The sequence below is a fragment of the Prevotella pectinovora genome (assembly GCF_000834015.1).
GTDB lineage: Bacteria > Bacteroidota > Bacteroidia > Bacteroidales > Bacteroidaceae > Prevotella > Prevotella pectinovora.
In genome coordinates this window covers 23,106-44,203 of sequence record NZ_JXQI01000036.1, presented here as the reverse complement: position 1 = coordinate 44,203, position 21,098 = coordinate 23,106, and the positions used below count along the sequence as shown (strand labels likewise).

The 21,098-nt window shown below is 51.2% G+C and carries 10 protein-coding genes and 2 tRNA genes; 4 read left to right on the top strand and 8 right to left on the bottom strand.

Annotated elements, in window-relative coordinates; all coding sequences use genetic code 11:
* Positions 1–109: 109 nt before the first annotated feature.
* A complete protein-coding gene (gene dnaK / locus ST42_RS04995; protein WP_044072619.1) occupies positions 110–2,038 on the bottom strand; it encodes a molecular chaperone DnaK in 1,929 nt (642 codons plus the stop codon).
* A gap of 558 nt (positions 2,039–2,596) precedes the next feature.
* Positions 2,597–3,682, bottom strand: coding sequence for a YeiH family protein (locus ST42_RS04990; RefSeq protein ID WP_044072616.1), 1,086 nt, complete (start codon positions 3,680–3,682; stop codon positions 2,597–2,599).
* Positions 3,683–3,886: 204 nt separating this feature from the next.
* On the opposite strand from ST42_RS04990, the gene ST42_RS04985 reads away from it, so the two are divergent.
* Positions 3,887–5,653 carry a calcineurin-like phosphoesterase C-terminal domain-containing protein gene (locus ST42_RS04985; protein WP_052488235.1) on the top strand — a complete coding sequence of 589 codons (1,767 nt, stop codon included), beginning with the start codon at positions 3,887–3,889 and terminating at the stop codon, positions 5,651–5,653.
* 163 nt (positions 5,654–5,816) lie between these two features.
* Here the strand turns inward: ST42_RS04985 and ST42_RS13120 are convergent, their stop codons facing one another.
* The 5 genes from ST42_RS13120 to ST42_RS04960 all read right to left on the bottom strand — a co-directional run bounded on the left by ST42_RS13120 (position 5,817) and on the right by ST42_RS04960 (position 14,562).
* Positions 5,817–8,954, bottom strand: a complete 3,138-nt coding sequence (locus ST42_RS13120) for a chitobiase/beta-hexosaminidase C-terminal domain-containing protein (RefSeq protein ID WP_197068908.1) — start codon at positions 8,952–8,954, stop codon at positions 5,817–5,819.
* A gap of 970 nt (positions 8,955–9,924) precedes the next feature.
* Complete coding sequence (locus tag ST42_RS04975) at positions 9,925–12,645, bottom strand: hybrid sensor histidine kinase/response regulator transcription factor (protein WP_044072614.1); 2,721 nt, start codon at positions 12,643–12,645, stop codon at positions 9,925–9,927.
* A gap of 75 nt (positions 12,646–12,720) precedes the next feature.
* Entirely contained in the window at positions 12,721–13,893 is a 1,173-nt protein-coding gene (locus ST42_RS04970) for an MFS transporter (RefSeq protein ID WP_044072623.1), read from the bottom strand.
* A 468-nt stretch (positions 13,894–14,361) separates the two neighbouring features.
* Positions 14,362–14,439 (bottom strand) — tRNA-Val (locus tag ST42_RS04965).
* A gap of 45 nt (positions 14,440–14,484) precedes the next feature.
* Positions 14,485–14,562 (bottom strand) — tRNA-Val (locus tag ST42_RS04960).
* A gap of 570 nt (positions 14,563–15,132) precedes the next feature.
* Between ST42_RS04960 and ST42_RS04955 the strand changes: the two genes are divergently transcribed.
* Genes ST42_RS04955 through ST42_RS04945 form a run of 3 tightly spaced genes read left to right on the top strand, consistent with a single transcriptional unit; the run spans position 15,133 to position 20,047 of the window.
* Positions 15,133–15,699 (top strand): DUF3575 domain-containing protein, encoded by a 567-nt coding sequence (locus ST42_RS04955; protein ID WP_052484658.1) that lies wholly within the window; start codon positions 15,133–15,135, stop codon positions 15,697–15,699.
* A gap of 10 nt (positions 15,700–15,709) precedes the next feature.
* Positions 15,710–17,776 (top strand): carboxypeptidase-like regulatory domain-containing protein, encoded by a 2,067-nt coding sequence (locus ST42_RS04950; RefSeq protein WP_044072613.1) that lies wholly within the window; start codon positions 15,710–15,712, stop codon positions 17,774–17,776.
* Positions 17,777–17,788: 12 nt separating this feature from the next.
* Entirely contained in the window at positions 17,789–20,047 is a 2,259-nt protein-coding gene (locus ST42_RS04945) for a hypothetical protein (RefSeq protein WP_044072611.1), read from the top strand.
* A gap of 385 nt (positions 20,048–20,432) precedes the next feature.
* On the opposite strand, the gene ST42_RS04940 is transcribed toward ST42_RS04945, so the two are convergent.
* Positions 20,433–21,092: an FKBP-type peptidyl-prolyl cis-trans isomerase gene (locus tag ST42_RS04940; RefSeq protein ID WP_042520102.1), complete on the bottom strand. Its 660-nt coding sequence runs from the start codon at positions 21,090–21,092 to the stop codon at positions 20,433–20,435.
* Positions 21,093–21,098: the final 6 nt, after the last annotated feature.

Genomic DNA, 21,098 nt, shown 5'->3' with positions numbered 1-21,098 from the left:
AAGCAGAATAAGCACATAGAAAACATGAGCCTATAAAATGCAAATAGCGTGTAACTCATTGAGCTACACGCTATTTGATAGTGTTTTGTTATGTCTTTACTTATTGGTCTCATTTGACCTCCTCGAAGTCTGCGTCCTGAACGTCGTCGGCACCGTTGCTCTGTGAGCCGGCGTTGTTCTGGGTGCCACCGGCGTTGGCTCCGTTGAAGCCGGCACCTGCGTCAGCACCTGGCTGAGCACCCTGATACATCTGCTGTGAGGCAGCCTGCATAACGGTGTTGAGGTTGTTGATGGCAGTGTCGATGGCAGCCACGTCACCACTCTTGTGAGCATCCTTGAGCTGCTGGAGAGCCTGTTCGATGCCTGGCTTCTTGTCGGCAGGAATCTTGTCGCCATTGTCCTTCAGGAAGTTCTCTGTGGTGAATATCATAGAGTCAGCCTGGTTCATCTTGTCGATCTTCTCGCGCTCAGCCTTGTCGGCAGCGGCGTTAGCCTCAGCCTCAGCCTTCATGCGGTTGATCTCATCCTCGCTCAGTCCTGACGAAGCCTCGATACGTATTGCCTGCTCCTTACCGGTGGCCTTGTCCTTTGCAGAAACGTTGAGGATACCGTTAGCATCGATATCGAATGTCACCTCAATCTGTGGCACACCACGACGAGCCGGTGCGATTCCCTCGAGGTTGAACTGACCGATACTCTTGTTCTGGGCAGCCATCGGACGCTCACCCTGCAGCACGTGGATAGTCACGGCAGTCTGGTTGTCGGCAGCTGTAGAGAATGTCTCACTCTTCTTGCAAGGGATTGTGGTGTTTGCGTCGATAAGCTTTGTCATCACGCCACCCATTGTCTCGATACCGAGAGTCAGAGGAGTAACGTCGAGCAATACGATGTCGCCAACTCCCTCTTCCTTGTTGAGGATGGCACCCTGGATAGCAGCACCCACTGCAACCACCTCGTCTGGGTTAACGCCCTTTGAAGGCTCCTTGCCGAAGTAGTTCTTCACGAGAGTCTGCACTGCTGGTATACGGCTTGAACCACCTACGAGGATTACCTCGTCGATATCTGAAGTCTGGAGCTTTGCGTCGCGGATAGCGTTCTGGCATGGCACAAGACAAGCCTGAATCAGGTTGTGGGCCAGCTGCTCAAACTGTGAACGTGTGAGAGTCTTTACCAAATGCTTTGGCACACCGCCTTCTGCCGTGATGTATGGCAGGTTGATTTCTGTAGACGAAGAGCTTGACAACTCGATCTTTGCCTTCTCGGCAGCCTCTTTCAGACGCTGCATAGCCATAGGATCCTTAGAGAGGTCGATGCCCTCGTCAGCCTTGAATCCGTTCACGAGCCAGTCGATGATCACCTGGTCGAAGTCATCACCACCGAGATGTGTGTCACCATTTGTAGAGAGCACCTCGAACACTCCGCCACCAAACTCGAGGATAGAGATATCGAATGTACCGCCACCGAGGTCGAACACAGCGATCTTCATGTCCTTGTTAGCCTTGTCCACTCCGTATGCCAGAGCGGCAGCCGTTGGCTCGTTCACGATACGGCGAACGTTCAATCCTGCGATCTGTCCAGCCTCCTTGGTTGCCTGACGCTGAGAGTCAGAGAAGTATGCAGGCACTGTGATGACAGCGTCTGTCACCTCCTGTCCGAGATAGTCCTCGGCAGTCTTCTTCATCTTCTGCAGCACCATGGCTGAAATTTCCTGTGGAGTATATTTACGTCCTTCGATGTCTACACGTGGGTAACCACCCTCGTTAACAACGGTGAATGGCACACGTCCTGTTTCCTTTTCACACTGTGCGTAGGTCTCACCCATGAAACGCTTGATAGAATAAACCGTATTCTTAGGGTTTGTGATGGCCTGACGCTTTGCCGGGTCACCAACCTTACGCTCACCGTCTTTTACGAAACCTACCACTGATGGAGTGGTGCGTTTACCTTCGCTGTTAGCGATTACTACCGGTTCGTTACCTTCGAACACTGCAACACATGAGTTTGTTGTACCCAAGTCGATTCCAATAATCTTTCCCATAATTGTATCTATTTTTTATTATTTCTTTGTTAACTGATTTCTCAGACTGCTTTCGCAATCCGTCAATCATTTTGCAAAGCCTGTGCCAATGTCACATTATGCCAAAGATATGACATCTTGTCAGACAGGAAGCGGCAATTTCCACTTCTGCCGCCCTTTCTGCGACATTATTTCATGCCCCATAGATACAACACTCCCCACCCTCTCATGCGCATCATCCGAAAATTTCATTATCAATCGTATTCTCCGCTCGGTTTAGATAGTTTGCCGCCCTGCAGCTGTTCCAATACTCACACATGAGCTATCAGCCAGTGAGCAGCGTTTGCGTTTTCGAGGGCAACGATGCCAAGACCGTGGTGGGAAGTCTGTAAACGCTGTAGACGCCATCTGGTATCGTGCCGCAGAAAAGACATAGCGGACAAACAATAAACCCAAATCGGTCATTAGGCCGTTCAATGTAATATCGACAAGGGGGATGACCAGTCAGTGCGACCGGTCATCCCCCATTTTTTTTCAGTTTCAGACGGTCATTATGCCGTCAGTGATAACAAATCAGCCTCATCCCACCCAGAAGATATAGGCAAGACTGACACAGCTGATGCTCACCCAAAGCAGCACGCCCAGAATGAGCGGCTTGATGCCAACGCTGCGCAGCGTCTCCCTGGTGAGCGACGCTCCGATGAAGAACAGCGAGAGAGTGATGAGATGCTTGGCGAGTTTCGCTACGGCACCGCTGAACTCGCCACCCACCGACGCTGCAGCATCACCGATCAGCGAGGCGTTGCTCAGGATGTAGGTATTGAAGATTATCGCCACCACAAACCAGATGATGAAGCGAGGCACACAGCTATACCATGGTTTCGAAGCCCCCTCTGCCTGAGCCAGCGAACGGCGGAAGAAGAACGGAGTGACCAGAGCGAGAACCACTATCCACAGCGCCCGTGTCAGTTTGATGGTGGTAGCCACCTCCAATGCGCTCACGCCCTGGCTCGCCACCAGGTCGGGATGCATCTGGTCGTATGCCGCACCGGCTCCCACTACAGAAGAGGTGTCGTGGATGGCAATCGCCGCCCACATTCCGAACTGCTTCATCGTCATCCCCAAGGCATCGCCGATGGATGGGAAGATGAATAGCGCTATGCCATTGAGCACGAACACAACGCCAAGTGCCACCGACATGCTCTCTGCCTTAGCCTTGATGATAGGGCCGACGGCAGCTATCGCCGAACCGCCACATATCGCCGTGCCGGAACTGAGCAGATAGCTCGTCTGCGAGTCCACACCGAGCAGTTTTCTGCCGAACAGCCATCCCAGGGCGAGCGTGCCGAACACGCTGACCACGGTGAATATCATTCCCTCGCTGCCAGAGGCGAGCGCCTTGTCCACATTCATTCCAAAACCGAGTCCGATGACGGAATACTGAAGGAGCTTTTTCGACATCGTTTTGTTGAACACCGGGAACGCCTTGCCCAGCAGCAACGCGAAGGCGAAACCGATGGCAAGAGCCACCGGCGACGACACCCAATGTGCTATCCACGACAGCGAACCCATGTCGAGTCCGAACACTTCTTCGGCGAATCCCAACAACAGCGACACGCCGATAACAGCCACAACAACGATGTAGCAGATTTCATTTCTTTTCATTACGATTGATGTTTTATCGATTGTTTCAAAAAACTTGCAAATTCATGCAAAGGTAATCATAATTAGTATATTTACAATGTTGCCTGCATTTTTTGTTTCTTTTTTATCTATAACCTTGATTCTGGAACCGATATTTTTCATAAATTTGCAGGATTGTATCGCAACGACAAGCAAAAAGAAGAACAAGGAAGGAGCATACTGTAAATGAAAAACAAATATATGATAATCGCCATACTCGCTGCCGTATGCTGCGCAGCGGCAATAGTCTATGCCCTGCGCTGGCGGATGGAAGAGGAGCTTCCACAGAAGCCCACCGCCGTGCGCCGCATAGCGACAAGGAAAAGGCAGGCACCGGAAAGGAAACCGGAAGAGAAGAAACCAGAGGAAAAGAAGGAGCCCACCACCCCACCGTTCATCAACGGCACCGTGACCGATACGGAAGGCAACCCGATGGCCGGCGTAGTGGTGAGCAACGGCATCGACTGCACCGCCACAGACTCGCTGGGACGCTACAAACTGCCCAACGACTCCACTGCACGCTTCGTATTCTTCACCGTGCCGGCAGACTGCGAGGTGCCCGTACACTCTGCAAAAGACCACACCGCACATTTCTACAAGCCCATCATCAAAGGTGTGTCGCGATACAGTTTCACACTGAAGAAGCTGGCGGGAGGAGTGGAGAAATACTACAAGATGATAGTGCTTGGCGATCCACAGGTGACCAACGACTTCAACCCATACTACAACGGCCCCGACGACAAGCCGCTGGAAATCGGCGATGTGGAGAGGTTTGCCACGGAAACGATGGCTGACATAAGGCGCACGATACGTTCGCTGCCACAAGAAACGCCGATCTACGGACTCAGCATGGGCGACGACGTGCAATACTACGGCGGTTTCAACCCGATGCTCGAACAGCAGATACGAGAAGTTCTCGGTTCGTCGAATATGAGGATATTCTCCGTCATCGGCAACCACGACCAGGACAACAACCCGGAATATCTGAACAAATGGGAAGAGGCATGGGGACCGACAGACTATTCATTCGACCGCGGCAACGAACACTATGTGTGTTTCAACAACGTGAGGTTCCACGGCAAATACGCCTCATACTATTCGCCCGGCGAACTCTCCGACAGTCAGATGAAATGGCTGCGACAAGACCTGGCGCTGACGCCCAAGAGCAAGAAGGTGGTGCTCTGCTACCACATCCCCTTCACCTTCGGCACCAGTCCCTTCGGCAAAGCCCGTCCTCTCAGCGCCGCTCATGAGAAGGGCCACTACTCATCATCGCGCCTGCCGGCATTGCTCTCGCTGCTCAGCGAATTCAGCGGAGGCTACGAGCTGTTCTGCGGACACACGCATTTCGCCATCAACCACGAGACGGAGATTGACGGCCACCACGTGATAGAACACTGCCATGCCGCCGCCTGCGGAAACATCTGGCAGTCGAACATCAACATCTGCGGCACTCCGAACGGATATTACGTTTACACCTTCAGAGGCGGCCGCATGGTGAGCTGCTACTACAAAGGCACCTTCTGGGACGCCCACAAGCAAATGACACTGTTTCATGCCGACACCGACTTCAACGGCGAGTCGTATGCCGCCGACTGGGACCTTCCTCGCGACCGCAGGATAATAGTAGCCAACGTATTCAATGCCGACTCCCGCTGGCGCATCACTGCCGAAGAGAACGGAGTGGAATATCCCATGCACCGCATCAACTCAAAGGGACAGGACGCCTTCGCCACCGGCTACCACCACAAATATGCCGTGGCAACGAGCTTCCGCTTCATCAGCAAGCAGAACAGCTATCTCATCATGAACCACCTATATTATTATGAGCCGAAGAGCGCCGAATCCAAGATAAGGATAATTGCCCGCGACCCCTACGGCCACACATTCACGGAAGATGCCGAAAACATCGTCACGGAACCTTTCTTCAACTATGCACATTATTATAAGTAGACGAGTTGACAAGTTGACGAGTAGACAAGAGGCAAGTTAACGAGAGGGCAAGAGACAAAAAGACGAGTAGACAAAGAACATTAGTATTGAAAACTTGCTATCACAAGCAATACTAATCTCCTTGTCTACTCGTCTACTTGTTTACTTGTCTACTCGCCAAGAATCACTTCCACATCACCTTGCGGCAAGTGCCATCAGAATATCTCACGATATACATTCCGCCATGACGAGGAGCGTCAGTCAGCTGTCCGCTGACAGTATATACCGATACCACCTTGGCATTCTGCTGCACATCAGAGCCGGCGGTCACTATGCCGTCCACCTTGCCCTTGTATTCCACACATGGAGCGATAGCCATCGACGTAGGGTCGTCGGTATTCTCAAACCACTTGAAGGAGCCGAGTCCGTTGCCATTTTCGTCCTGATCCTCCACGAGCTGCCATGCCGTGTTCTTGTTGCCTTCACCACGGCGCAGACAGAAGATGGAGATGTCGTCGCTGGTATACGGCGATTCTTCGAGAGAAGAGTTAGGGAATGGTCCCACCACTACAAAGAACTCCTCGCCGGCCTTCAGTTCCACCGTAGTGTCGAGATTGAACTTGGTGGCAAGATAGTCGTCGTCGCTATATTGCAAGTCTGCCGTCTTTACCGTAGATGTGGCGAGCACCTCTCCCGGTTCACCGTTGTCTGCCACGGCATTCACCGTGAGCACGATAGGACAATCGGCATCGAGAGCCGTTACCGAAGCGAAGTATACCGCAACCTCTGAAATGATGGCATTCGCCAGAGGCGCCTTGTATTTCTCTGCAAACTTGTTGATGCCGAGCCAGTTGCTACCGGCATAGTTGCCATACCAGCCCAGAGTGATCTTCTCAAGACTCTTGTTCTCCTCGCTGCTGATATTCCACACATACTGTGCGCCACCTGCCTGCACCGCATATTGCAATACGTCGTTGCTCTGTCCGGCGGCATTCTTCGCAGTCAGGCCCACGCTGACGGTGCCCTTCTTGATGAACGTCACCGTAGGATTCTGCTCCGTGCTCGTCTCCTTGTCGGCAAACTGGAACACCCAGTTCCATTCCGTAGGATTTCCAGTTGACAGGTCGCGGAACGTCACCGGAACGTCTGTAGGCACGAACACGCCAACCCACGGACTCTCATATCCCTCTTCCGGCAATCCGATGAGAGCCGTTGGAGCTTTCTGTGAAACCACCACCAGACCCTTGCGCTCCATCTTGTCGCTTTCGTCACCACGCTTCACGGTGAGAGTGACATCATAGGTTCCTGCCACGTTGTATCTCACCACAGGATTCTCCTCTGCAGAGGTCTCCGTGTCAGCACCAGGGAATTCCCATTGCAGCGTCTCCGGACTGCCCTTGGCAAGACTCTTGAACGTTATGCTCTCACCTTCGAAGATATGAATCTCATCTGCTGCGGCAGGGTCTGACTTGACAAGGCGGAAACCATCAAGGGCAAGATCCTCGCCTCCAAACGGATAGTCGAACACGAACTTCACTTTCTTGCCTGTGTATGCAGCAAGGTCGAACGAGAATTTATTCCAGCCAGGTCCTGTATAAGAATTATCCTGCGCCCAGTCGAAAGCATTCAGCAGAGTGGCGCTCTCATTGGTTTCTGTATCAATGATGTTGAATGTCCACTTGCCGAAAACGAGGTATGGCGCCTGGAAGTATGCGTAGAATTCAACGTTGCTCCCCTCCTCTATTGTCAGCTCCGGACTCGTGAGCTCTGCATTGCCCGTTTCCTGAGCATTATAGGATATTGCGATGGAATATGCGTCGTCTGCCTTTATAGAACTGAACTTCTTGTTTACAAGATTCCATCCGTTGTCTGCTGTCCAATCATTCATCTCCTCTGCAGAGTCAAACCCCTGGTCGTAGTATGCCGTCGCCGCCCTGTCGGTGGTGAAATCGGCCTTCAGCGGTTCGTTGATGACGAACTGTGCCGTAACGACCTCACTATTCTGGTTGTATCCACGTGTCATGACATACAGAGTGCAGCTCTTGTCTATAGTAAACGAGGTGGTCTTGCCTTCCACTACAGTGCTCTTCGTATAGTCATCCTGGAATTCCTCGGCATCCTTTACCTCGGTGGAATACCATATCGTCACGGCATTCTCGTCATCGGTAGTCACCGTAACCTCCTGCGGAGCGTCGAACGTGCCGCCCGGCGGAGTCACCACCGGAGTCTTCAGCGGCTGCTTGGCCTCAACGGTGACAAACATCTTTGCCGCTCCCGGCTTGAACTCGTCATTGCCGGCAAAGGTGGCAGTGATGATAACGGTCTGAGTGAACTCCACATACGAAGTGGCAAGAAATCCCTTGTCGTCAACCGAACATACGTCCCATTGCGACGAACTGTATTCTATCGGTGACAGCTTGTTCGGATTGAGCAGGTCGGCATATCCGTCATCGCCTGATGTGAGCGTGATTCTCTGCTGATAGAAGCTCAGCTGCGGATCTTTGCGTATCACATACTTTGCCTCAACCACATCACTGTATTCCTCTCCTTCCTGCGCCACGGCCTTTACGACGGTGGTCTCCGCGATATCCAGAGGAGCGGTGTAGGTCATACGGGAGCCGTCGGCCAGTTTAGGATTGCTGCCGTCGGTGGTATAATATATGATACGGTCAGCCGCCGTTGTCGCCTCTGTGGTTATCGCCACGCTCTGCGCCTCGTCGTAGGTTCCGGCGGCTGGTGTGAATACCGGCGGCATGACGGCAGACTGCTCCTTCTCGTAGTCCACTTCTATCTTGCGCAGATAGACAGGTCCCTTGTTCTCGCTCGTCTGGTTTATCGTGATTTCTATCTCTCCTTCCCGGGCATCGGCTATGGTGAATGCAAACTCCGTCTCTGCGGCAGAGAGACTTGCCGAAGCCGACTTGCCGCACTGATAACTGCTGCCGTTCACCTTCACTGAGACATCTCCGGCATATTCAGCTTTCTGCAGATAGGCTTTGACGCGCACTGCCGTCACCTTGCCGACTATGCCGCCGGTCCAGAGCCTGACGCTTGATGGCGGTTCGGAAGCAGAACCGACATACTGTCCTTTGTTTGCCGTATAAGCATAAGTTGTGGTACCCACTGCAGAGATGTTCCACTGCAGTCCGTTCAGCTCTGCGGTATAGAAATCCTTTTCCACACGGTTTGTGCCGAAGTTATAGAATCCCTGTCCGCCATTAGTTTTTGAAGTATTCCACTCAAACGACCATGTGTCGGCATTCACCACCTGGGGCAGCAATGCGAGCAGAAATGCAAATAAGAATAGATAGTTCCTCTTCATAAGCATAAATGTTGAGAGTAAGACAAAAATGTTTCTTTCTGTAAGCGAAACAACGCTACAAATATACAATAATTAATCATACAAGCAAAAAAAATTACGATTAATCAGTATATTTCTTGATAAATCCATAAAACCGAAATCGGCCAAGCAAAGATTACAACTCTTTGCTTGACCGATATCCTATTGTTCTTCCTTTAAACCCAAATCGACCATTAGGCCGTTTCAATGTGATATTTTACAACTGCTTGCAGTCTTTTGTCATTTATAAGGCGTCTTTTGCCTGTTTTTAATTCGCAATAGCCCGCTATTACTCATTAAAAGCCAAACAAAATCCACTCTTTTAAAAATCAAAATCCAAGCAAGCCCTAATGACCGTTTTGGGTTTATAGTGCCGCATCTGGAATCAATATGTGCTGCGAAGTATCATAGTATCATTCTTGGCCGCCGCCAAGCCTCTAAAGCTCTATAGACTAAAGACTTAACCAGATGATACTTTTCTGGATATTTTACAGAAAAGCATCACAGATGTATCATAGAAGTATCATGCCTTTCGGCATCCCATATTTTCCCCCACGCCAGGGGGAAGACATCCCCACATTAGGGGGTTCTGTTCCCCACGGCGTGGGGGAAATCCGAGGTCAATATTTTACGAATTACAAGTCTATGTTTTACGAATAGCAAGTCTATGTTTTATTCATGAAATGCCGGTTGTCCTTGTCATTGTTTATGGTTTTGTTTTGGCAAACATACCCAATAACAAAAATACAGGCAAAATACGTTCGTAAAGGAGATGCCAAAAGCGGACAAATGTAAATAAAACATTAAACTGTCCAGACAATTACCAGATGGTTTTTTCGCCATAAATAACACACAAGTATCTGATTCATAAGCACTTCCACTTACACGACCAAATGGTTGACGGTTTTCTTGAAAATTTCGTTGATATATGGAAATTCGCAATAGACTGTCATCACTCCACATCTCCCGGTCTCACTCCGTATTCCTCCTTGAATCTCTTGGCGAAATACGACGAAGTGGTGAAACCTACTTCGTAGGCTACTTCGGAGATGTTCTTGTCGGTGGTTTCGAGCAGGCGCTTTGCCTTTGCCAGACGGGCTTTGCGAAGGAGGTCTACCACAGAATAGCCGGTGAGCGCCTTCACCTTGCGATAGAGCTGCACACGGCTGAGGCCCATCTCGCTGCCAAGGTCTTCTACGGAATAGTCGGCATCGGGGATGTGGCGCTTTATGGCATCGCGCAACTGGGAGACGAAGGTCTGGTCTTTCTCGCCGAGAGCGTCCTGCTCCTGCTGTTCCTGCTGCGAACCGGAGAAGATGAGCTTCAGCTGCGAACGGCTCTTCAGCAGGTTGGCGACACGTGCCATAAGGGTGTCGACAGAGAATGGCTTGGTGATGTAGGAGTCGGCTCCCGTGTTGTAGCCCTCTATCCGCTGATCTTCCAAGGTTCTTGCCGTGAGAAGTATCACGGGGATGTGGCTCGTGGCGATGTCGGTCTTCATGCAGCGACAGAATTCCAGTCCGTCCATCACCGGCATCATGACATCGCATACCACCAGCTGCGGCACGTTCTTCTTTGCCACCGAGAGGCCCTCTTCGCCATTCTGCGCTTCCATCACATTGTATGAAGACGAGAGAACGGAACGTATATACGACCTCATGCCGGCATTGTCGTCGATGACGAGTACGAGAGGGCGGTCGCTGTCGTAGTCTTCGCTGCCTGTCACCAGCGAGAGGTTTCGTTCCGCCACGACATCCTTCACCGAATAATCGTCGATGAGCTGCGTGTCGGACTGTATCTCGGTCTGCTTGTCAAGCGTGGCGTCATATCCCGGCTGGGAGTCGGGGATGACGAAGGAGAAGGTGGATCCCCTGCCCTGCCGGCTCTCCACCTGCACCGTTCCATGGTGTAAGTCTACATAAGCCTTCACGATGGCGAGTCCGATACCCGTGCCACCCACGGAGTCGGCAGTCTGATAGAAGCGTTCGAAGATATGGCGTTGGTCTTCCTCCGACATTCCCTTTCCGGTGTCTGCAACGCTGACCGTGCATCTGCCGCCGGCATGAGCCAGCGTCACGGTGATGGTGCCCTTTGCCGGAGTGTATTTCAGGGCGTTGGTCATGAGGTTGAAGAACACATGAGCTATCTTCTCACGGTCGGCAATCACGATGCTGCGGTCCTCGCTTGTCTCCACACCTACGCTGATGCCCTTTCTCTCTGCCACGGCACTGAAATCCTCTGTCCATGCCTTCAGGTCGGCGGCGATGTCGAAGCGGTTGAGAGAGAGTTTCGCCTTCTCGTTCTGTATCTTGCGGAACTCCAGTATCTCACTCACCATCTGGGAGAGGATTCCAACGTTGCGACGTATCATCTCAACGAGTTTCCGCATTTCGCCACTGATGGTGGGACTATCCGCCAAGCGTTCGGCAGGTCCGGAGATGAGGGTGAGCGGAGTGCGCAGCTCATGTGAGATGTTGGTGAAGAAGCGCAACTGCGTCTGAGTCATCCTCTCCATGTCGTCGGTCATCTTCTTCTGCTTCTGAATGCTCTCCTGCAGCTGGGCATTGTATCGCTTCTTTGCCAGATATGCCTTCAGGGCAAGCACACAGACGATGATGAGCATCGCCACGAGGAAGAGCAGCATGAAGAGATAGCTGCGCTGGGTGTCGAAGGCATTGGTGGTGTTTTCCACCCTGCGGCTCAGCGATATCAGATTGTCGCTCTGGCGCTTCATTTCTTCGTCTTGCATGAGCAGCACGTTAGCGTTGTCGGTGGTGACGAGCGCCGAGGAGAGGAGGTTTTCTCTCTTGAACTTCCTCTTCTCTAATATGTCCAACGCCAGCTGCAACACTTTGTCGCCCCGTGTGGGATAGATATACGAAGCCAGCAGTTCGCCGTCTCTCACCATCTGCAGTCCGCCGCCTTCGAGCGCCACGGCGTCGATGCCGAGAAACTTTATCTTGCCGAGATCCAGATGATGCTTCCTGGCTGCCTCTATCGCCCCTTTTGCCATGCGGTCGTTATGGGCGAAGACGTAGTCGAACTCGGCATGAGGGCCCGACAGAAGGGAGTCCATCAGATGGTAGGCTCTCTCTTGGGTCCAGTCTGCCATCAGATGGCCCACGATATTCATGTTGGGATGAAGGGCTGTCTCATGGTCGAAACCGTCCAGACGGGATTTTGCCGGCGACGACGACTGCAGGCCGCAGATCTCGAGAATGCGTCCGCTCCCGTCGATACGAGAGGAGAGGAACTTTGCGATGTTGCGTCCCATCTCCTCGTTTTCGGCACCGATATATGCGGTGTATTTGGAGGATGACGTGCGGCGGTCGAACATTATCACCGGTATTCCCTTGTCGTAGGCTCTGTCCATTGCCTTCGCCACATCTCCCTGTATCGGCGCTACTATCAAGAGGTCTACGCCCTGTTCCACCAACTTGTCTATCTGCTTTATCTGTTTATCCACATCATCGTCGGCAGAGACGATACGGAGTTCTATGTTGTCATGGGGTAAGGTGGCGATGCGGAGTTCATCGTTCATCTTTTTGCGCCAAATGTCCTCGCTGCACTGCGACACGCCGATGACGTATTTGGGAGTGCGCTTTCCGCATGATATGAATGCGATGACGAGCAGTGCCACCAGCATCCAGCGTATTGGATTCAGAATTTTCATAGGCAGTAGTATTATACGGTTTTGCATCAGCTGATGCTTTTTTATTGGATATTATCTTATGGGTGTCTGCAACGGCTATTTCTTCCGGGTATCCGGAAGCAGTCCGGCCACGATGCCGAGCAGCGGGAGGAAGGCGCTGACACGGAAGATATAGTCAACGCTGGTCTTGTCGGCGAGCCATCCGAAGAAGGCGGCCCCCAGACCGCCAAGGCCGAACATCAGTCCGAAGAAGATACCGGCGATGAGTCCGAGCTTGTCGGGCATGAGGTCGGTGGCATACACCACGATGGAGGAGAACGCCGAAGCTATGACAAGTCCTGACATGAACGCCATGACCACCGTGAGCCACAGGCTATCTACAAACGGCAACGCCAAGGCGAAGGGAGCTGCACCGAGGATGGAGAACCATATCACGTACTTCCTGCCGAAACGGTCGCCGAATATGCCGCCAGCCACCGTGCCGATGGCGAATGCAGCGAGGAAGGCGAAGAGGCAGAGCTGTGAGGTCTGCACACTGACATGGAATTTGTCGATGAGGAAGAATGTGAAATAGTTGGTGATGCATGCCGTATAGAAGTATTTTGAGAATACCAGCACCACGAGGATAATGAGCGCCATGTGTTTGCGACGCTCCGAGATGCTCGTGTTGGGAGCTGGGGCGGCGATGGAATGATCCTCTCGGTAGGCTATCAACGCCTTATACCATCTGCCCACCTTCAGCATTATCAGCGAAGCGAATATTGCAGCGATGGCAAACCAGGAGATTGCCCACTGTCCGAAAGGGAGCACTATGACTGCCGCCAACAGCGGTCCGACGGCCGACCCGCCGTTGCCGCCCACCTGGAAGATAGACTGCGCAAGACTTTTCTTGCCTCCCGATGCCATCTGCGCCACTCGGGAGGCTTCGGGATGGAATACAGTGGAACCGAAGCCGATGACGCTCACCGCGAGGATGATCATCCAGAAATTGCCGGCAAAGGCAAGCAGGAGGAGTCCGGCCAGTGTGAAGCACATGCCCAGCGAGAGGGCATAAGGCCGCGGATGGCGGTCGGCATAGAGCCCGGTGAAGGGCTGCAGGATGGATGACGCCAACTGAAACACGAAGGTGATGAGTCCGATCTGGGCGAACGAAAGCGAGAAATCTTCTTTTATCATCGGATATATCGATGGTACCACCGACTGTATCATGTCGTTGAGGAAATGGGATATGCTTATGATTATAAGTATGGCATAGGCTGTGCCCTGCATAGCCTTCGTATTGTCAGCATTGCCGCCTGACGTTGATGTTGATGTAATAGTTCCTTTATCGTCCATCTTATCCTTTTCCATTTCAATTTAATTTGATTGTTATGCTGAGATGCAGCTTATCTTATGCAAAGATAATCCAAACCGAATGCAGAACAACAAGCTTGCTTGATTGTTATGCTGAGATGCAGCTTATCTTATGCAAAGATAATGCAAATCGAATGCAGAACAACAAGCTTGCTTGATTGTTATGCTGAGATGCAGCTTATCTTATGCAAAGATAATGCAAGGCGAGAGCAGAACGAAATAAATGTATTTATTTCTTATGCCTAGCCGAAGCTTATCTTATGCAAAGATACAAAATTCCGCGAATTACAAAGATAATTACACTAATGATTACAATGATAATTATGGTCCAACGGATTTGGGATAAAAAAAACTCGCTATCGGATGGATAACGAGTCTTGCTTTTGGTGGGCGTTGACGGATTCGAACCGCCGACCCTCTGCTTGTAAGGCAGATGCTCTAAACCAGCTGAGCTAAACGCCCGATTGTTATGTATCTTGGAATCGGACCAAGGCTTGATGAAGAGTTTGGTGGGCGTTGACGGATTCGAACCGCCGACCCTCTGCTTGTAAGGCAGATGCTCTAAACCAGCTGAGCTAAACGCCCTTGCTCTCATTAAGCGGTTGCAAAGGTAAGGAGTTTATTTTAAACTTCCAAACTTTTCTTGATATTTTTTTCACTTTCATTAAAAAAAGATTGTTTCCCGCTGAAAAGAGATGTCTACAAGACCGCAACACCATATTATATTTTAATCCAAACGACCGTTAGGCCATTTATCCCAAATCGGTCGTTAGGGCTTGGACTTTAGGTTTCAGAAGAGAGAACCGGCTCGGGGTTTAGCCACCAAAAGCGCTAAAGGAAAGCAATCGAGGTCAAGTAATCGACACTATTACACATATTATTAATAGGTTTGTTTGTACAACAAAATTATTTTTCATAATTTTGCAGCAGTAATTTTTCAAAAGCAAGTAAGACTCTATTCTGCCCATATCGTTTGCCGAGATGCGAATGTCGGTTACACGACAAGTGACTTGGGAAAAGACATTTTAAAAAGGTACAATAAGCAACGACATCAGACACAATAATCATTATTTAATTAATCAAGCTTAGCACTTTCCGTTTACGTCACACTGACAGAGCGGGTAGAAGTGTATTAATGCTTAACAAGTAATTAACATGACACTCAAACATTCAGGAAAATCAAAAAAATGGCACATATTGGCTGCCGCAATAGCACTGACGTGCTCTCCACTGCTGGCTGAAGCACAAAGGGTGGCACTCAAGACGAATGCGCTCTACTGGGCGGCGGCGACACCTAACATCGGTGCGGAATTCCGTATCAACCGCCACATCACATTCAATTTTGAAGCGGCTTACAACAGAATAAAAGTATTCAACATCGACACCCGTGGCGCTGCGATAACACCGGAGGTGAGATATTGGTTCAGCGCCCGTCCGCAGGCGGGACATTTTCTCGGCATTGCCGGAATAGGTTGCGACTACAACTTCGTTCACAACGGCAAAAGGCACATTGGCGACCTCTATGGAGGAGGACTCACCTATGGCTACAGCTTCGTATTGTCGAAACGCTGGAGCCTGGAGGCTACTATCGGAGCCGGAATGGCACACTGTCATGAAATGAGCTGGAACAAGGAGGAACCACAACCCAACTCAGCAAACGTGAAAGAATGGAAACCGATACCTGTGAAGGCAGGCATCTCATTTGTATATCTATTAAGGTAAAGTTACTTTTATGAACAATCAGGACTTTTTATCAAAGACGCTTCGAACCACTTCTATCATAATATTGCTATTCTCGCTTCTCTCTATCAATGCCTCCGCACAGGACGTGATAAGAGTGACGGGACTGGTGGTGGCAAAAAGCGACAACAAACCTTGCATCGGAGTGAATGTAACAGATGCCAAAGCACGCCGTGCACTCGCCACAACGGATCTGGACGGAAGGTTTGCCGTAAACGTGAGATCCAACGCAAGACTCCGCTTCTCAATGGTGGGAATGAAAACAAAAGAAGTGGACGTGAAGGGAAAGACAAGACTACACATCGTTCTCGACGAGGAGAACATCTCGCTCAGCGAGGTGACGATATCACAGAAAAGGATAACGGACAAGATCATGCCGGAGCCTACCGACATAGAGGTACACGGCAACTACTTCTACGTGAAGACAAGGGTGAGAGTGCCGAAGGAGATGTTCTCCCACAACACAAGACTCGTGGTGCAGCCGATTCTGAACAACGCCACACGCAACGAGAAGACTCTGATGAAGCCTATGGTATATGATGCCGGAGTATACAACAAGACCCAGGACAGACTATACAACTTCGACATGAACAATGAAGATAAAGGCGACCCGCTGGCGAAATACATCACAGTGAAGAGCAAGGGCACACGGGAGAAGGGACGAAGCAACGACATCATCGGATACAGCGACTCTATATACGTGGAGCATATCAAGGATGACTTCTCATGCGATGTGTATATGGCGATAGAGAACTACAACAGGATTCTATACCGCGACACCACGGTGATAGCACGCGGAACAGTGAACCCGCTGCGCTTCCTCGACTATAGCTTCGCATCAAAACAGCTCTCCGACTCGGCATTTCTACCAAAACCGGAGGCGCAGCTCCGCGACAGCAAGGGAGAGGTGAACCTGAAATTCCCTGTCGGCAAAGCGGTGTTCGACAGTTCAGACCCTCAGAACGCTGAGGAGATAGAGAAATTGAGTGCGCAAATCGAGACTATATCCCAATCTAAAGGAGCGACACTGAACTCTCTGGAACTGAGGGGACAGTCATCGCCAGAAGGAAAATACCGCCAGAACCTAACATTGGCAAAGGAGCGTATGGACTATGCTCTCGGCTTTCTGAAAAAGGCCCTGCCAAGAGGAATGACAAACGGCATGGAATTCAAGAGCCACGCTAATGTGGCACCATGGAAAGAGGTGGCTGACATGATGCGCCGCGACAGTCTGACCGACCAGGCCGCCAGCATTGAAAGAATCATTGACCGGCAGAAGAACATCGACATGCAGGGACAAGCGGTGAGAAAACTGCCATACTACAAGAAGCTGATTGCCAAGAACTACCTGCCGCATCTGCGCCGGGTGGAATACACGCTGCACTACAACATATACCGCACACTGACGGCGGACGAGATAAACGAACTGTATCAGCAGGACTACAAGCAGCTCTCTAAATTCGAGTTCTTCAAACTTTACCGCTCTGAGACCGACTCGCTGAAGCGGCAGACAATCATGCGACAGGCACTGGAGGTGTATCCATCATTCATGGCGGCAGCCAACGACCTCTCAGCCTCACTCATCAGCAGCAGAAAGGCTGACCCGTCGCTGCTGAGACCATTCGCCGGAGAAAAGGCGCCACAGGAGGTGAACATAAACCAGGTGATAGCACTGCTCAACGAAGGTCTGTTCACGGAGTCCGACTCCGTGGCACGCTTCATCACCGACAATGACGCAACACACACGATGCTCGCCGTGAACGCCGTGCTGAACGGCAGATTCGACGACAACTACGCAACGATAGCCAAGACAAGCACACGCAACGAAGTGGTGATGCTGCTCGCCATGAAACGCAACGACGAGGCTCTGAAACTCAGCAAGCAGCTTCCCGACGAGGATGCCACAACACACTATCTGCGTGCCATCTGCCTGAACAGGACCAACGACCCGGCTGAGGCATACAAAGAACTGAAAAAGTCGTTCGACATGGATCCATCGCTGAAAGAAACGGCAAAGGTGGACGGCGACGTGAACGACCTCTTGTCTATGGATAAATAAAAGGACATAAACATGAAAAGAAAAAACATCATCATAATATGCGCACTGATGGCAGTTGGCGCACCACTCAGCTCCTACGCACAGCTGGACAGCAGTGCGCTGAACTATATGCTGCAGAGACCACAGGTGGCGAAATCATACAAGAACAAGAAGTTCATGGACCACATGTTCATGGAATTCGGATTTGGCGGCAACCTCATGGGACGCCACGACGTAGCACTGGGACCTACGGCAGAACTGGGCATCGGTGACTGGATATCACCAGAACACGGACTGCGCCTCAACTTCAATGGGGGTGCATACAGAATTGCCGACAAGAAAGTGAAATTCGCCACTGCTGCCCTTGACTACATGCTCAACATCACGGCGATAGCACAGCCGGGAAGCACTTACCGCCAGAAGCCTTTCGAACTGTATGGCATCGCCGGAATCGACGCCACATATTCACGAGCATACAACAACAACGACCACGGATTCGGTGCGCACCTCGGAATGAGGGGACAGTTCGCATTCTCTGACATCACATATTTCTATCTCGAACCGCGTGTGGGAGTGGCACAAGACAATGTGGCGCAGACTGCCACATGGCGCAACCTGCACCCCATGGCAAGCGTGACAATGGGATTCGGAGTGCGTATGCCCGACGAGAGGCGCAGCAACACCCGCGGCAACTACGTTTCCCCACATTCTTTCGCCGACGGCTTATTCGCCAGCGTCATGGCAGGACCAATGTATATGGGAAGTGCAGCCATCGACGAATGGAAAGAGAATATGGGAATGACCGTAGGGGTGTCGCTCGGAAAATGGATGGACAACTGCAACGCTCTGCAGATAAACCTCAACACCACAACGTTTGACCAACACAACGGCACAAGGGTGAGAGCCATAGGAGCAAGACTCGACTATCTGCTGAACCTGCACAATGCCTTCGGCGGACTGAATCCGGACCGCAGATTCTGGATGAACACCATAGCGGGTGTGGGATACAACTATTCGAGAGACGCTCGTTCAAGCAACAGATATACATGGAATGCCGGTGCCGGACTGCAGGCAAACTTCCGCCTGTCGCGCGACATCAACTTCGTGTTGGAACCGCGCGTCGACGCATACAACCACAGATGGGCGCCTAAAGCATATACCTTCGGCAACATCGACGCCACGGCATCTCTGCTTGCCGGATTCGTATATACATACCACGAGGGACTGTCAAGGAAGATACACGACAACGAGGGAGCAGCGGCAATGAGGAGGAGCAGCTTCGCCCTGACTGGAGGAGCGGCAGTAAGACTGTTCCAATACAACGAATGGAAACGCTACATGCCTGTCGTCAGAATGAGCTACACTCATTGGACAGCACCGATGACGGGATGGAGATACAGTCTGCAGGGTATGTTCGGCAGACCGATAAACAAGAACTACTATGGTGTGGCTACGGCTGGCTTCGACTGGATGACTGACCTCACTGCACTGACTTATGGATGCGACAACACAAGAACGCTCTCCGTGAGATCTCTATTGGGTGTGAACCTCGGTGCTGACCACTCCGACTACACTCGTCTGAACACCGATGTGCATGGTGGCGGACAGCTCGCATTCAGGGTGTCGCCGAATGTGAACATACTGGCAGAGACACAGTTGGGATATGAACTGACATCACGCTACAAAGGAGCACGCTCCCACCGTCTGCAACCACAGGTGCAGGTGGGTGTGGAATATTTCTTGCAGCGCAGCGACCGCAACAAGGACCTCGACGAGGCTCCGACGAAGAAGAACTTCGTATTCCTCGGTGCAGGAACGGGTATATACTCCGGAAACCTGGCTTTGGGCGGCAGCTTAGGAAGAAACCTGACGATTCTTACCGATGTGGGATATGGCCGATGGTTCAATCAGGTGAGTGGTATACAGGCTTCGGTGGGCAACACGGTGGTGCCGTCGCACAGATTGGGAAGCAAGACCGTAACTGCTCTACGTGCCGACTATATGATGAACCTGAAGAGTGCCATAACCGGAGAATCTACTGAAGACCAGTCTATACAGCTGACTGGACTGATAGGAGCTCAGGTGGCAGCAAGCACCAAGAAACACCGCTCAACGAACTTCGCTCCTGGAATCCACGCCGCCATCCAGACCGGTGTCATGGTGACGCCCCATACGGAACTGTATTTCGAACCTTCAGCCACAATGTATACAAAGAATCTCGAAACATCCGTCTGCTGCAGTCCGATAAAGGTGGAACTGCGATTCAGCATCGGTACGAAATATCACTTCTAATATACGAACGATTTGTCCGGTATCACAGCGTGGCAAGTTCAGCTTGCCACGCTGATTCTGAAGACACAAACAGTATGACGACACAGATACTGGAGCACAAACGGTCTGACGACGCTGATAATGAAAGCGCAAACAACCTAACGATGCTGATAATGGAAATACAAACGCTCTGACGCCGAAAATACAGAAAACGCAAACAGCCTAAGACAGAGAACATATCAACTGTCTTAGGCTGTTATTATTTTGCCACAATCAGCCAGATATCAGGCTTGCCTGGGCTTTGTCCCGAAATGGTCAGCCGGCCGCTTATTGTAGTAGCAGTATAACTGCTTGCAAGTAAGCCCTAATGACTGGTTTGGATTTGTTTCAGAAGAGTGGAACGTCCCTACTCCATTGTCCACAGAGAGGAAGCATGGTCTTTGGCGTTCTGATCGGGCACTACTGCTCCCGGATGATAATATCCGAGAAGCTTGATGTCCCATATCAGCACACTGTATGCCGGAATTCCATTGTAATCCGTTGTGCCATATCCCATTGTCCATGGCATATACACACGCCAGCGGTCTCCGATGTGCATGCGCTGCAATGCTGTGACATATCCGTCAACCAATATGTTTACCGCCCATTTCTTTGCCCGTGCCGTCAGCGGATTGTAGCTGTCGAAGTCTCCCTCGTAGCTCTTCTCGAAGAAATATCCCTGCGGATGGCTTGTAGAAGGCAGCAGTTTACCTTGGTTATGCACGAGCACGGAGTCGGAGTATAGCGGACAACCGCTTCCGGTGCCCACCTCCTCTTTGTGCACCACGATATAGTTCGTGCGAGAGAGCGTAGTGTTGTTCTCGCTCATCGACCAGCAGCGTATGGTATCCCACATACCGTCTCTGTTCTCTATCGCCACATTGTAGATACTGTCGAAATAGGCAACGTTGCGTTTCTCCCAGTTGGGATATTCAATCAGTTCGTTGTCTGTCTCGCTACATGCCGTGACGAGTCCGAGTGCCATTCCGCACAGGATGGCTAAGGCGAAAAAATATTTGTTCTTCATCTATAA

Bases quoted from the DNA above. Each gene is read 5' to 3' on its own strand.
- dnaK (WP_044072619.1), bottom strand. From the start codon at position 2,038: ATGGGAAAGATTATTGGAATCGACTTGGGTACAACAAACTCATGTGTT.
- ST42_RS04990 (WP_044072616.1), bottom strand. From the start codon at position 3,682: ATGAAAAGAAATGAAATCTGCTACATCGTTGTTGTGGCTGTTATCGGC.
- ST42_RS04985 (WP_052488235.1), top strand. From the start codon at position 3,887: ATGAAAAACAAATATATGATAATCGCCATACTCGCTGCCGTATGCTGC.
- ST42_RS13120 (WP_197068908.1), bottom strand. From the start codon at position 8,954: ATGAAGAGGAACTATCTATTCTTATTTGCATTTCTGCTCGCATTGCTG.
- ST42_RS04975 (WP_044072614.1), bottom strand. From the start codon at position 12,645: ATGAAAATTCTGAATCCAATACGCTGGATGCTGGTGGCACTGCTCGTC.
- ST42_RS04970 (WP_044072623.1), bottom strand. From the start codon at position 13,893: ATGCAGGGCACAGCCTATGCCATACTTATAATCATAAGCATATCCCAT.
- ST42_RS04955 (WP_052484658.1), top strand. From the start codon at position 15,133: ATGACACTCAAACATTCAGGAAAATCAAAAAAATGGCACATATTGGCT.
- ST42_RS04950 (WP_044072613.1), top strand. From the start codon at position 15,710: ATGAACAATCAGGACTTTTTATCAAAGACGCTTCGAACCACTTCTATC.
- ST42_RS04945 (WP_044072611.1), top strand. From the start codon at position 17,789: ATGAAAAGAAAAAACATCATCATAATATGCGCACTGATGGCAGTTGGC.
- ST42_RS04940 (WP_042520102.1), bottom strand. From the start codon at position 21,092: ATGAAGAACAAATATTTTTTCGCCTTAGCCATCCTGTGCGGAATGGCA.